Consider the following 13,410-nt stretch of genomic DNA (forward strand, 5'->3'; position numbering starts at 1 on the left):
CGCACAGACCGACTTTCTTATCTAGTTTTGAGAGAACAGCGTTCTTTCGATGAAAAACATTGTCTGGTGGTTACGGCGAAGAGGTCACACCCGTTCCCATCCCGAACACGGAAGTTAAGCTTTTCAGCGCCGATGGTAGTAGGGGGCTTCCCCCTGTGAGAGTAGGTCGTCGCCGGGCAATGTACATATTTTAGGGGGCTTAGCTCAGCTGGGAGAGCATCTGCCTTACAAGCAGAGGGTCAGCGGTTCGATCCCGTTAGCCCCCATTTAATCAGGCCGGCTTAGCTCAGTTGGTAGAGCAACTGATTTGTAATCAGTAGGTCGCGAGTTCGACTCTTGCAGCCGGCACCATATATTTTCATAGTATAGTTTTTGTATTGTGAGCCGTTAGCTCAGTTGGTAGAGCATCTGACTTTTAATCAGAGGGTCGATGGTTCGAGCCCATCACGGCTCATTTTTTGCGGGTGTGGCGGAATTGGCAGACGCACCAGATTTAGGATCTGGCGCCGCGAGGCGTGAAGGTTCAAGTCCTTTCACCCGCATTCTATAATGATGCGGAAGTAGCTCAGTGGTAGAGCACCACCTTGCCAAGGTGGGGGTCGCGGGTTCGAACCCCGTCTTCCGCTCCAAAATGTAAGTTGCCATTATAAAGTTTCTAATGCCGGGGTGGCGGAACTGGCAGACGCACAGGACTTAAAATCCTGCGGATAGTGATATCCGTACCGGTTCGATTCCGGTCCTCGGCACCATATACTTATATAATGCGCCCGTAGCTCAACTGGATAGAGTACTTGACTACGAATCAAGCGGTTAGAGGTTCGAATCCTCTCGGGCGCACTTTCGGGAAGTAGCTCAGCTTGGTAGAGCACTTGGTTTGGGACCAAGGGGTCGCAGGTTCGAATCCTGTCTTCCCGACCATTAAGAAATATCCCATGTTTTTATTATGAAGGGGCCTTAGCTCAGCTGGGAGAGCGCCTGCTTTGCACGCAGGAGGTCAGCGGTTCGATCCCGCTAGGCTCCACCAAGTATTTTATGAGATAAAAAGGTACGTCTATTTGTTATATTGGCGGTGTAGCTCAGCTGGCTAGAGCATTCGGTTCATACCCGAAAGGTCGTGGGTTCGACTCCCTCCGCCGCTACCTTTTAATTCTGGACCTTTAGCTCAGTTGGTTAGAGCAGACGGCTCATAACCGTCCGGTCGCAGGTTCGAGTCCTGCAAGGTCCACCTATCACTATTTTTATTATATCATGGAGGAATACCCAAGTTTGGCTGAAGGGATCGGTCTTGAAAACCGACAGGCGGGTAAGACCGCGCGGGGGTTCGAATCCCTCTTCCTCCTTTTTCTTCTTAGTGATTTGTGGATAAAATAATATTATTGTCGCGGGGTGGAGCAGTCTGGTAGCTCGTCGGGCTCATAACCCGAAGGTCGCAGGTTCAAATCCTGTCCCCGCAATTAGTGGTTCCGTGGTGTAGGGGTTAACATGCCTGCCTGTCACGCAGGAGATCGCGGGTTCAAATCCCGTCGGGACCGCTTTACTTATGGCTTGGTAGCTCAGTTGGTAGAGCACTTGATTGAAGCTCAAGGTGTCGGCAGTTCGATTCTGTCCCAAGCCACCTTTATAGTAGTTTGTATCTTAAGGCCGGCTTAGCTCAGTTGGTAGAGCAACTGATTTGTAATCAGTAGGTCGCGAGTTCGACTCTTGCAGCCGGCACCATGTTAGCGATAGCGGCGGCTATGGCGAAGTGGTTAACGCACCTGATTGTGGTTCAGGCATGCGTGGGTTCGATTCCCACTAGCCGCCTTTATTTTTTGGGATGATGCGGGTGTAGTTTAGTGGTAAAACTACAGCCTTCCAAGCTGTTGTCGTGGGTTCGATTCCCATCACCCGCTCTTTATTTTTATTGTGGGCCTATAGCTCAGCTGGTTAGAGCGCACGCCTGATAAGCGTGAGGTCGATGGTTCGAGTCCATTTAGGCCCACCATATTATTCCACAGTAGCTCAGTTGGTAGAGCAATCGGCTGTTAACCGATCGGTCGCAAGTTCGAGTCTTGCCTGTGGAGCTTGTAAGTGATTATATTGGGGAAGTACTCAAGTGGCTGAAGAGGTGCCCCTGCTAAGGGTATAGGTCGTTAACGCGGCGCGAGGGTTCAAATCCCTCCTTCTCCGCCAGTATAAAAGATGAGAAATGAAAATTAATAATAATGGCCCGTTGGTCAAGCGGTTAAGACACCGCCCTTTCACGGCGGTATCACGGGTTCGATTCCCGTACGGGTCATCGCTGATTAAAAAGAACAATGTCATTTATGACATTGTTCTTTTTAATTGCAAAAAATGTATAGGAGGATAGGTATGATATGAAGAGTAATAGATTTAAATTTTGGATTTTGACAGTAGTTGTAGCTATCTCAGGTTTATCACAGGGCTTGTTGTTGCCACTAATTTCGATTGTATTTGAGGGCAATGGTATTTCTTCGGGGTTAAATGGATTTCATGCTACCGGGATATATATCGGGGTCTTATTAGTATCGCCGTTTATTGAGGCTCCATTGCATCGTTTTGGATACAAACCTATTATCATTGTGGGGGGAGGAATTGTAGCTGTTGCACTATTGTTATTTCCACTGTGGTTTAACTTATATTTCTGGTTTATTTTACGATTGTTGATTGGCGTGGGCGATCATATGTTGCATTTTTCTTCGCAGACTTGGATTGGGGCAATGAGTCATCCTTCAAAGCGTGGACGTAATATGGCTATTTATGGTCTGTTTTTTTCGTTGGGGTTTGCTGTTGGGCCGCAACTTGTAAATTTGATGGAAATTAATGTGAACTTGCCATTTTTCATATCGGGAATTATGGTCATTATTGCTTGGGGTCTTGTGTGGTTTCTTAGGAATGAGTTTGTTGCTGAGAGTGCAGTTATACGTGAAATTTCGTTTTTTGGAAGTATAAAGCGTTTTTCGGATGTATTTAGACTTGCTTGGATTTCGATGATTCCGCCTTTTGTATATGGTATATTGGAGACGGCGCTTAATGCTACTTTTCCGATTGTGGGGCTTCGAGATGGGATTCCTCAGGCGATGGTTGTGACGATTATTTCTTCCTTTTCTGTAGGGACGATTTTATTCCAGGTTCCGATTGGGATTTTGAGTGATAGTGTTGGTAGGGCGAGAGTTTTGCCGATTTTTGTAGGAGTGGGGGCTGTTGTGTTTTTTGTGACGGCTTTTGTTTCTAACAGTATTTTGTTGATTGTGATGTTTTTTGTTTTGGGTATTTTTCTGGGGTCGATGTATTCGCTTGGATTGTCTTATATGACTGATTTGACACCACTGGAGCTTTTGCCTGCGGGGAATATTTTAGTGGGGATGAGCTTTAGTTTGGGGAGTATTATTGGGCCTTCTGCGACGGGAATTATGATTGGTTTCTTTGGTAATGATGTTTTTTATTTTGTGATTACAGGGCTTCTAGTTGCAGCGTTTTTAGCGTTGTTTTTTTGAGAATGCTCGAAAAAGTTTGACAATGATGTGATTTTTTAGTTGACAGGAATTTCGTGGGATGGTAATATAAGTTCAATACATCGGAACTGGATGTAATTAATTTCATATAATAACTCTTATTGTGAGTGGTAGAGGGACTGGCCCTGTGAAACCCGGCAACCTTTCAGTTTTTGAAAAGGTGCTAAATCCTGCGAAGTGTGATGCTTCGAAAGATAAGAGAGTGAATGCGTGTCTGTAAAATTCGGATATTCGTAGCCTCTCTGGTCTTGACTGGAGAGGCTTTTTATATGAAAAAAATAATGAGGGAATGGTGATGTGAAATGGCGAAAGTTCAAAGTTCAAATTTAGGGTATCCGCGTTTAGGTGAGAAACGGGAGTGGAAGAAGGCACTTGAGAATTATTGGAACCATAAGATTTCTGAAGAGCAATTACTTTCTGAAACTAAAGAATTGCGTTTACGAGCTTTAAAGAAACAACAGGATAAAGGGATTGAATTGATTCCGGTTGGGGACTTTTCTTTTTATGATCACATTTTAGATACGAGTATTACGTTTGGTATTGTGCCAAAACGATTTAATTATGAGACTGGGAAAGTGGATCTTGATACATATTTCGAGGTTGCGCGGGGAAATGATGGTGCAGTTGCTTCGGAGATGACGAAGTGGTTTAATACGAATTATCACTATATTGTGCCTGAGCTTGTGGATGCGAAGCCGCAGCTGACGGAGAATCGGGCGTTGTTTTATTATGAGGAAGCGAAAAAAGAGCTTGGCATTGATGGGAAGCCAGTGCTTGTTGGACCGATCACTTATTTAAAGTTGGCGAAGGGGAATGATGATTTTAAAGGTTTGTTGGATCAGTTGGTTCCGCTTTATGGTCAGATTTTGAAAGAGTTACAGGATGCTGGCGCGAAGTGGGTACAGATTGATGAGCCTTATTTAGCTACTAGTTTTGATAAGGAGGAGTTGGCGTTGTTTGAAGGGGTTTATGCTTCATTTAAGAACGTTGCACCTGATTTGAAGATTGAATTGCAAACCTATTTCGAAAGTCTTGATTATTTTGAAGAGGTTGTGAAACTGCCGGTGGATGCGATTGGTGTGGATTTTGTTCATGACCATGGGGAGTCAATTGAGGCGCTTGAGAAATTTGGTTTCCCTGAGGATAAAATTTTGGCGGCTGGAGTGATTGATGGTCGTAATGTGTGGCGTGCGGATTTGGATGCGAAATTAGGGTTACTTGAGAGGATTGTAAAAATAGTGCCGAAAGATCGCTTGATTGTGCAACCTTCTAGCTCTTTACTGCATGTGCCGGTGACGAAAGCGAGTGAGCCTGATCTGGATGGGGTGTTGCTTGGCGGGTTGTCATTTGCGGATGAGAAGTTGGTGGAGCTTGTGGCACTGACGAAGGCGCTGAATGGGGAAGATGTGACAGCAGAATTTGTGGATGCGAAAGAGGCTTTAGCTGCGATTAATGGATCGCATCACCGAAATAATGCGGAGGTTCAGGAAGCGATTCGCAATTTGGAAAACGTGGAAGTGAAGCGTGATTTACCTTTTGCGGAGCGGATTAAGTTGCAGCATGAGTGGTTGCAGTTGCCGTTATTGCCAACGACGACAATTGGCAGTTTCCCACAATCTCCTGAGGTCCGGAAAAAACGTTCGGATTGGTTGAAGAAAGTGATTACGGATGCGGAGTATGAGAAATTTATTGAAACGGAGACGGAACGCTGGATTCGGATTCAGGAAGATTTGGACTTGGATGTGCTCGTGCATGGTGAGTTTGAAAGAACGGATATGGTGGAGTATTTTGGTCAGAAATTGGATGGTTTCCAAGCGACGAAATTTGGTTGGGTGCAGTCTTATGGATCGCGCGCGGTACGTCCGCCATTGGTATACGGGGATGTGGCGTTTACGGAGGCAATTACGGTGAAGGAAAGCGTTTATGCACAATCGTTAACAGATCGTCCTGTGAAGGGTATGTTGACGGCGCCGGTGACGATTATCAATTGGTCGTTTGTGCGTGATGATGTGCCGGATTATGTGGTGGCTAATCAAGTTGGTTTGGCGCTGCGTAAAGAGGTGGAGGCGCTTGAGGAGGCTGGGATTCGCGTGATTCAAGTCGATGAGCCGGCGCTTCGTGAAGGATTACCACTGAAGCATTCGAGATGGCAAAAGTACTTGGATGATGCGGTTTATTCGTTCAAGTTAACGACGACTTCGGTTAAAAATGATACGCAAATTCATACGCATATGTGTTATGCCGAGTTTGAGGATATTATCGATACGATTAGTGCGCTAGACGCGGATGTTATTTCAATTGAGACGTCTCGTAGTCATGGTGAAATTATCGAAACGTTTGAGAAGGTTGGTTACGATAAAGAGATTGGCCTGGGTGTATATGATATTCATAGTCCGCGTGTTCCAACGACTGGTGAAATTCAAGAAAATATTCGCCGGGCTTTAAAAGTAATTGATGCGCGTCAGTTCTGGGTAAATCCGGATTGTGGTCTGAAAACGCGTAAAGAGAAGGAAACGGTCGAGGCGCTTCGAGACATGGTGAATGCGACAAAGGAAATTCGTGAAGCGTATAAAGTGACTAAATAATAGTAATTAGGGCGCTAGGAACGGCATCATGTTGCTACTCCTGGCGCTTTTTAAATGGATGGAGGAGATTGGAATGGCAAAGTTAAAGAAGGAAACAATTGTAGCGCAAATTGGAAATCGAAAAAGTGGAGCGACTGGTGCTGTGAACATGCCGATTTATTTGTCGACTGCATATCGTCATGAAGATCTGGGTGTTTCGACAGGGTATGATTATACGAGGACGGGGAATCCGACGCGTGAGGTTTTGGAGGAGTCACTTGCGACACTTGAAAATGGGACGGCTGGTTTTGCAACGAGTTCTGGTATGAGTGCGATTCAGCTTATTTTTACGTTGTTTGCGAGTGGCGATCATATTATTTCTTCACGGGATTTATATGGTGGTACATATCGTTATTTTGAATTGATTGCGAAGAAGTATAAAATGGATTTTTCATATTGGGAGTCGACGGATTTGGCCGACTTGGAAGGATTGTTGACATCGGCAACGAAGGCTGTGTTTATTGAAACGCCGACGAATCCATTGATGGTGGAGACGGATCTCGTGGCGGTTGTGGCTTTTGCGAAGAAGCATGATTTGCTGGTGATTGTGGATAATACGTTTTTGACGCCGATTTTGCAGCAGCCGCTGGATTTGGGTGCGGATATCGTTTTTCATAGTGCGACGAAGTATCTTGGTGGGCATAATGATGTGCTGGCGGGTGCGGTGATTGTGAAGGATGAGGCGTTGGCTGTGCAATTGCGCGATTTCCATAATTCGATTGGTGCGGTGCTGTCGCCGTTTGATAGTTGGTTATTGATGCGTGGGCTGAAGACGCTTGTTTTGCGAGTGGAGCAACATCAGAAAAATGCGCAAAAAGTGGCGGCGTTTTTGGAAGGACACGAGGCTGTGACGAAGGTGCTTTATCCTGGAAAAGGGGGTATGGTGAGCTTCTTAATTCAAGATGCTACGCTTGTTTCGCCGTTATTGCGGAGCTTGGAGTTATTTACGTTTGCGGAGAGTTTAGGTGGCGTGGAGAGTTTGATTACGTATCCAGTGACGCAAACGCATGCGGATGTGCCGCGAGAGCTTCGGGAATCTTATGGTTTGACGGATGAGCTTTTGCGGATTTCGGTGGGAATCGAAAATAGTGATGATTTAATTGCGGATTTGGACCAGGCTTTTGTGGCTGTTTTAAAAGAAGGGGTGGGTGTGCATGAGTGAGGAGTTTTCTTTTAATACGAAGGTTGTGCACGCGAGTCTTGGCATTGATGAGGCGACTGGTGCTTTGAATACGCCGCTTCATTTGTCATCGACGTTTCACCAGCCGGATTTTGATAATTATCATGAATTTGATTATGCGAGATCGGGGAATCCGACGCGTCAAGCTGTGGAGGATGCGATTGCAAAATTGGAGAATGGGACGCATGGTTTTGCGTTTGCGACTGGGATGGCAGCGATTTCGGCGGCGCTTTTGACGTTGTCGCAGGGTGATCATTTCATTATTTCTGGGGATGTGTATGGCGGTACGTTTCGGCTGACGGAGCAGATTCTACCACGGTTCGGGATTACGCATACGTTTGTGGATATGGGTAATTTAGGCGCGGTTGCGGAGGCTTTTCAGGAGAATACGAAGTTGGTTTATGTGGAGACGCCGTCGAATCCTTTGATGCGTGTGACGGATATTGCGGCTGTAGCGCGACTCGCGAAGGAACACAATTGTTATACGTTTGTAGATAATACGTTCTTGACGCCGGCTTTGCAACGTCCGCTTGATTTGGGTGCGGATTTGGTGGTGCATAGTGCGACGAAGTTTATCGGTGGGCATAGTGATATTTTGGCGGGACTTGTCGTGACGAATAACGAGGAACTGGCGAAACAGGTCTATTTCATGCAAAATTCGACGGGTGGCGTGCTCGGTGTTCAGGATTGCTGGTTATTGTTGCGTGGACTTAAAACACTTGCTGTGCGGATGAATGTAGGTACGGATTCGGCGCAAAAACTGGCGGAATTTTTACAGGGCGATGATCGGGTGAAGGAGGTCTTCTATCCCGGGCTTGCGAGTCATCCGGATTACGATATTCAGCAAAAACAAGCGGATTCAGCGGGTGCGGTGTTGTCGTTTGATCTCGGTAGTGAGGAGGCAGCGCGCCAGTTTGTGAATCATGCGAAATTGCCGGTTTTTTCGGTGAGTTTAGGCGCGGTTGAGAGTATTTTATCGTATCCAGCGCGGATGTCTCATGCGGCGATTCCAGAAGAAGAACGGTTGAAACTCGGTATTACGCCAGGATTATTGCGCTTTTCGGCAGGGCTTGAGGATATTGAGGATGTGATCAAAGACTTCGAACAGGCGCTTACTTATACAGTGGAAAGGAGTGCTCGTTGATGAATTTACGCCGCGATTTAAGTGAAAAAGTTCTAATTGCTGATGGTGCAATGGGTACGCTGCTTTATTCTTATGGGGTTGACCGTTCCTTTGAGGAGTTGAATTTATCGCATCCAGATGATATTGTTGCAATCCATCGGGCTTATATCGAGGCCGGAGCGGATATTATTCAAACCAATACGTATAGTGCGAATTATATTAAGTTGTCGCGGTACGGTTTACAAGATGATATTAAAAAAATTAATCAGGCGGCTGTGCGACATGCGAAAGAGGCGGCGCGGGGAACTGGTGTGTATATATTTGGCACGATTGGCGGGATTAATGGGGCGAATGATGCCCGAATTGCAGCGCCGAGTTTGGAAGAAATTAAGCGTAGTTTCAGGGAGCAATTATATTGTCTGTTGCTTGAAGGCGTGGATGCGATTTTGCTGGAGACGTATTATGACCTTGACGAACTAAAAACGGTGTTAAAAATTACACGCGAAACGACGGATTTGCCGATTGTCGCGAATGTTTCGATGCATGAACCGGGACTGTTGCAAAGTGGGCAAACGTTGGCTTCGGCGTTACAGGAACTGGCGGATTTGGGGGCCGATGTGGTTGGCGCGAATTGTCGACTTGGTCCATACCACATGTCCAAAGCGCTTGAGAGTGTGCCACTGCTTGAAAATGCTTATTTGGCGGCGTATCCGAATGCTAGTTTACCGCAGATGGATGAGGGAAAAGTTGTTTATCAGACGGAAACGGATTATTTTGAGCAGTATGGTGAGATTTTCAGGCAGGAAGGCGTGCGTTTGATCGGTGGTTGTTGCGGCACGACACCGGATCATATTCGGGCACTGCGAAGAGGTTTGAAGTCGATAAAACCAGTGACGTCAAAAGTGGTTCATCCGATTTTAGAATTGGCGGAGTTGGATGCAGCGGAAGACGCTGGTGTAAGGCTTACGGATAAAGTGAAGGAGCAGTATACGGTGTTGGTGGAGCTTGATCCGCCGCGGACATTTGATACGGCGAAATTTTTCGAAGGGGCGCAGGAGCTGGATGCTGCGGGTGTGGATGCGATTACGATTTCGGATAATTCGCTTGCGACACCGCGGATTAGTAACATGGCGCTGGCTGCGATTTTGAAGCAGGAGTATGATATTCGGCCGCTCATTCATTTGACGACGCGGGATCATAATTTGATCGGGATGCATTCGCATATCATGGGTTTTCATAAGTTGGGGATTCAGGATGTGCTGGCGGTAACGGGAGATCCGAGTAAAGTTGGCGATTTTCCAGGTGCGTCATCGGTGTTTGATTTGCGATCGGTAGAACTGGTGCAGTTGATTAAGAAGTTCAATGACGGGATTTCGTATACTGGGAAGTCGTTGAAAGAGAAGGCGAGATTCCAAGTGGCGGCCGCGTTTAACCCGAATGTGTTGAAGCTGGATAAGGCAGTGCGTTTGATCGAGCGTAAAGTGGAGTACGGCGCGGATTATATTATCACGCAACCGATTTATGACACGGAAAAAGCAGTGCAGCTGAAAGAGGCGCTAGTCGAAGCTGGGATTACGGTTCCTATTTTTATTGGTGTAATGCCGCTGCTTTCAAGTCGTAACGCTGAATTTCTGCATAATGAAGTACCTGGTATTCGTTTGACGGATGAGGTCAGGGAACGGATGCGGGAAGCGGATAAGAGTGGGAATGGGCGCGAGGAAGGTATGGCGATTGCGAAGGAAATTCTCGACGCGATTTGTGAACATTTTAATGGAGTTTACATTATTACACCGTTTTTACGTTACGATTTATCGATTGAATTGACGAAATATGTGCAGAGCAAGGAAAAAATTAGTGAGCAAATAACATAATCAAAAGTGAGGAATCTATAAATGGATTTCTCACTTTTTTTTTCGTATCGAACAGAGTCCCATTAAAAAAAAGATATGTAAAACTCATCAGTTAATCAGCAAAAAAAAAACGACTATTGATATAAAATAATGAGATGCGCAATTCGACAAGCGATGATTGAAAACAAGGAAATTATATAATGATGTTTAAATATGTACAGTTTGTTCACAAAAAAGACAAAATTTTTTTGGATAAATATACAGAACATAATTGAATATACGTTAATTATGCGTTTTTTTTTTGTTATAGTGAATAAATCCCAGAATGTTAAAAGAAACAATTATCACATACAACAAATATAGATGAATTATTGTATAAAATGAGCAATATTTATCGTATAGGAGATTGTATTCGTATGCTATGTCATATATAATCTATTTAAGGAGATTGTTATCCGAATCAACCAATAAGTGTTTAGATTCTACTACCAAAGTTTTAATTGTAAAAAATAAGAATTGATAGTGGGTATAATGACGGAACTATTTATGATTAATTGCCATAAGGAGGTGAAAGAAGCTTAAGTATACAAAAATGTAAGCGGGAACATTTTATTGCTATGTGGGTAGCTAATAAAAAAAATAGCCTCACCTATATTTAGAGTTTTTATTATGAAAGAATGTATATCGGTTGTCATTCCTATTTACAATAGGCATCGAGTTTAGAAATATGTTTGCGAACTGGTATGAAACAAAATTATGGTAACTTGGAAGTTATTTCAATAAATGATGGTTCAATAAATAGAAGTGCAGATATTTGTTAAAGATGGGCATAACGATATCCAGATGAAGTTTTCTATTATGAAAAGTAGCATGGTAGTATGAGCTCCGCGACAAACTCAGGTATTGTGAATGCAAAGGGACAATATATTCAGTTTGTAGATTAAGATGATTATGTGGACACTCATTATTCCAGCAAGATGATGCATCACATGAAAAATGTAGACTTAGTGGTCTTAAAGGATAATAAAATTATTTCTACGATTAGAGACGAAGAGAAAAACATACATATCAATATTTCCTAGAAAATATTTTAACCTTTATTTACCCGATTAATGAATAATTTATTTTATTCTCCATCTAATAGACTCTATTCTTTAAAAATAATAAGAGAATATGGTCTGACATTTCGAGAGGGATGTACTATAGGAGAAGATGCTTTGTCTAATGTTCAGTACATTGCTAAAACATAATGGTTACTGAAGATCGATTCCATTATTATGAGAAGGATTGAGAGGGTATATGAACCTGATTAAATGTAGAAAACGTTTTCCAAACGCAATTGTCGGCGGAGTTCCGGCCAAAATTCTGAAAAAAAGATTTGAGGAAAACACAATCGAAAATCTGATAAAAGAGGCATGGTGGGATAAATCAAACCCGTAAATCAGATCTATACAAAAAAATAAAAAATATAGCAGACAACGACCTCGCTCGTATCTACAGATTTGAGAGGACACTATCATGAACAGATGGAATGAAACATGGAATAGTAAAAGAACAAACGTTATACTCATATTCATATTTTTAAGCATGGTTGTTCCATTGGTACCAGCTATATTGGCGCTTCTCGTTATCGCAATTCTTCTCTATGTAATCAAAGATATCCCACTTAAAATACTAAATTATTATCTTTTTCTAGGCGTTGTAATAAGCGGTTTTCTGGGCCCATACCTAGCATTACCGGAATTTCCGAGCTTCTTCCTTTTCCGGGTTTTAATCATCCTGCACATGGTCCTATTTTTATTCGAAAAAAAAGGATTTTAAGAAATTAGATAGAGTTAAAATACCGTTAATCCTATTCATAATCTGGATTTTGTATTCTATTTTTAGTTTATTGTGGACTTCATCTCCAGCGCTTAGTATCCCAGCGATATATTATCAAATAGAGTCGTTTTACCTCATACTTGCTTTCGTTTATTACATTGATAGCTTGCCAAAACTAAAGCAAGTCCTAAAGTGGATTGTACTTATCTATATCCTGACGATTTCGATTGGTTTCTGGGAAAGCATGACAGGAGATCATTTAAAATACTCCGCGGGAAATATTTTAACATATGGCGACATGCGGCCGACTGGGCTACTCGTTAACACGAACGATTACAGCTCCTACCTAGCTTTCTATATACCGGTACTATTATTATGCCTATTCTACAAAAAAAACAATATTTAAAACTCTAATCGGAATCGCCTCACTTGGAATCTTGTTATTCATTATTTTAGAAACAGAATCCAGATCAGGGTTACTCGCCTTCGTGGTTGTCGTCATACTAATGCTATACAAAATTTTTAATCAAAAGATCATTTTCTTTTTCGGGCTGGTCATGAGTACGTTACTAGCAGCATGTGTTTTTTTAGTGCAACATGGGGCACAATTGACAACTTATTTTACAGGCAAAACGGATTCAACTAGTCAAAGAGCTTTTATGTATGAAACGATTTTCCAACTATGCAAGGAACATTATTTTTTAGGGGTCGGTATTGGCGTCACGCCAAAATTTGTTTTTACGGCATTATATGGCACATCAAATATCCCGGACAGCATGCAACGAACGATGAGTGCGCATAATCTATGGCTTTCTAATTTATCTGATGTGGGACTTATTGGATTTTTTCCATTCGTTTTGTTGGTTATCTGGTTTATTGTTCACGCAATGAAGTTATACGTTCAGAACAAGCAGTTGCTTGCGGCAATTCCAATTTGTATTTTGATTGCTTTTGCAGCGATATCATTTGGCAGTAGTAGCATATTCGAAATGCGGATTGTATGGCTCGGTCTTGGTCTTGCTCTGACAATTATTAGCTTAGCAGAGCAGAAGCGCGATCTACAAATAACTTAAATTTAGAACAGGAGTGACAATATGGGGAAACAGATCAAAGTCTTAGCAGTTGGAGCGGGTTGGCGAGGATCTAATAGCAAATCACTTTTCAATGGTTTTGTTAAACGTGGGTGTGACGTTCGAATTATTGAAACAGATAGTTATTTCTACAATTATTCCATACCAGAACGGCTGTATATGAGGGTTCGGAAGGTTCCGCTTAAAGTTAAATTTCAAAAATTCAA

At 43.3% G+C, this 13,410-nt stretch carries 7 protein-coding genes, 22 tRNA genes, 1 rRNA gene, 1 pseudogene and 1 riboswitch; all 31 genes and pseudogenes read left to right on the forward strand.

Going from position 1 to position 13,410, the window contains the following annotated elements:
* Positions 1-62: 62 nt before the first annotated feature.
* Positions 63-178, forward strand: a 5S ribosomal RNA gene (gene rrf / locus PCORN_RS14855).
* A gap of 15 nt (positions 179-193) precedes the next feature.
* Positions 194-266: transfer RNA gene (locus PCORN_RS14860), tRNA-Val, on the forward strand.
* 9 nt (positions 267-275) lie between these two features.
* Positions 276-351, forward strand: a tRNA-Thr gene (locus tag PCORN_RS14865).
* Positions 352-381: 30 nt separating this feature from the next.
* A tRNA-Lys gene (locus PCORN_RS14870) sits at positions 382-454 on the forward strand.
* 6 nt (positions 455-460) lie between these two features.
* A tRNA-Leu gene (locus PCORN_RS14875) sits at positions 461-542 on the forward strand.
* A gap of 12 nt (positions 543-554) precedes the next feature.
* Positions 555-629, forward strand: a tRNA-Gly gene (locus tag PCORN_RS14880).
* Positions 630-660: 31 nt separating this feature from the next.
* Positions 661-749 (forward strand) — tRNA-Leu (locus PCORN_RS14885).
* Positions 750-763: 14 nt separating this feature from the next.
* Positions 764-837: transfer RNA gene (locus PCORN_RS14890), tRNA-Arg, on the forward strand.
* Positions 838-841: 4 nt separating this feature from the next.
* A tRNA-Pro gene (locus tag PCORN_RS14895) sits at positions 842-918 on the forward strand.
* Between the two features lie 30 nt (positions 919-948).
* Positions 949-1,024 (forward strand) — tRNA-Ala (locus PCORN_RS14900).
* Between the two features lie 41 nt (positions 1,025-1,065).
* Positions 1,066-1,139, forward strand: a tRNA-Met gene (locus PCORN_RS14905).
* A 12-nt stretch (positions 1,140-1,151) separates the two neighbouring features.
* Positions 1,152-1,225, forward strand: a tRNA-Ile gene (locus PCORN_RS14910).
* A 25-nt stretch (positions 1,226-1,250) separates the two neighbouring features.
* Positions 1,251-1,340 (forward strand) — tRNA-Ser (locus tag PCORN_RS14915).
* A 40-nt stretch (positions 1,341-1,380) separates the two neighbouring features.
* Positions 1,381-1,454, forward strand: a tRNA-Met gene (locus PCORN_RS14920).
* Positions 1,455-1,459: 5 nt separating this feature from the next.
* Positions 1,460-1,532 (forward strand) — tRNA-Asp (locus PCORN_RS14925).
* Between the two features lie 10 nt (positions 1,533-1,542).
* Positions 1,543-1,615: transfer RNA gene (locus PCORN_RS14930), tRNA-Phe, on the forward strand.
* Positions 1,616-1,640: 25 nt separating this feature from the next.
* Positions 1,641-1,716: transfer RNA gene (locus PCORN_RS14935), tRNA-Thr, on the forward strand.
* Positions 1,717-1,730: 14 nt separating this feature from the next.
* A tRNA-His gene (locus PCORN_RS14940) sits at positions 1,731-1,803 on the forward strand.
* An 18-nt stretch (positions 1,804-1,821) separates the two neighbouring features.
* A tRNA-Gly gene (locus tag PCORN_RS14945) sits at positions 1,822-1,892 on the forward strand.
* 15 nt (positions 1,893-1,907) lie between these two features.
* Positions 1,908-1,984 (forward strand) — tRNA-Ile (locus tag PCORN_RS14950).
* A 6-nt stretch (positions 1,985-1,990) separates the two neighbouring features.
* Positions 1,991-2,063, forward strand: a tRNA-Asn gene (locus PCORN_RS14955).
* Positions 2,064-2,081: 18 nt separating this feature from the next.
* Positions 2,082-2,172, forward strand: a tRNA-Ser gene (locus tag PCORN_RS14960).
* A gap of 34 nt (positions 2,173-2,206) precedes the next feature.
* Positions 2,207-2,278, forward strand: a tRNA-Glu gene (locus tag PCORN_RS14965).
* Between the two features lie 79 nt (positions 2,279-2,357).
* Entirely contained in the window at positions 2,358-3,497 is a 1,140-nt protein-coding gene (locus PCORN_RS14970) for an MFS transporter (RefSeq protein WP_036082073.1), read from the forward strand.
* A gap of 113 nt (positions 3,498-3,610) precedes the next feature.
* Positions 3,611-3,716: riboswitch (SAM riboswitch) on the forward strand.
* Positions 3,717-3,817: 101 nt separating this feature from the next.
* Positions 3,818-6,100, forward strand: coding sequence for a 5-methyltetrahydropteroyltriglutamate--homocysteine S-methyltransferase (gene metE, locus PCORN_RS14975; protein ID WP_036082075.1), 2,283 nt, complete (start codon positions 3,818-3,820; stop codon positions 6,098-6,100).
* A gap of 73 nt (positions 6,101-6,173) precedes the next feature.
* Positions 6,174-7,301, forward strand: coding sequence for an aminotransferase class I/II-fold pyridoxal phosphate-dependent enzyme (locus tag PCORN_RS14980; protein ID WP_036082089.1), 1,128 nt, complete (start codon positions 6,174-6,176; stop codon positions 7,299-7,301).
* Positions 7,294-8,463: a cystathionine beta-lyase gene (gene metC, locus PCORN_RS14985; protein ID WP_036082077.1), complete on the forward strand. Its 1,170-nt coding sequence runs from the start codon at positions 7,294-7,296 to the stop codon at positions 8,461-8,463. The genes PCORN_RS14980 and metC overlap by 8 nt, the downstream gene beginning before the upstream one ends.
* Positions 8,463-10,313 (forward strand): bifunctional homocysteine S-methyltransferase/methylenetetrahydrofolate reductase, encoded by a 1,851-nt coding sequence (locus PCORN_RS14990; protein ID WP_036082079.1) that lies wholly within the window; start codon positions 8,463-8,465, stop codon positions 10,311-10,313. The genes metC and PCORN_RS14990 overlap by 1 nt, the downstream gene beginning before the upstream one ends.
* 1,497 nt (positions 10,314-11,810) lie before the next feature.
* Positions 11,811-12,113 (forward strand): hypothetical protein, encoded by a 303-nt coding sequence (locus PCORN_RS14995; protein ID WP_036082081.1) that lies wholly within the window; start codon positions 11,811-11,813, stop codon positions 12,111-12,113.
* Positions 12,114-12,550: 437 nt separating this feature from the next.
* Positions 12,551-13,186: an O-antigen ligase family protein gene (locus tag PCORN_RS15005; RefSeq protein ID WP_036082085.1), complete on the forward strand. Its 636-nt coding sequence runs from the start codon at positions 12,551-12,553 to the stop codon at positions 13,184-13,186.
* Between the two features lie 21 nt (positions 13,187-13,207).
* A pseudogene (locus PCORN_RS15010) lies at positions 13,208-13,410 on the forward strand (CgeB family protein); the annotation flags it as partial.

This window comes from Listeria cornellensis FSL F6-0969 (assembly GCF_000525855.1).
GTDB lineage: Bacteria > Bacillota > Bacilli > Lactobacillales > Listeriaceae > Listeria_A > Listeria_A cornellensis.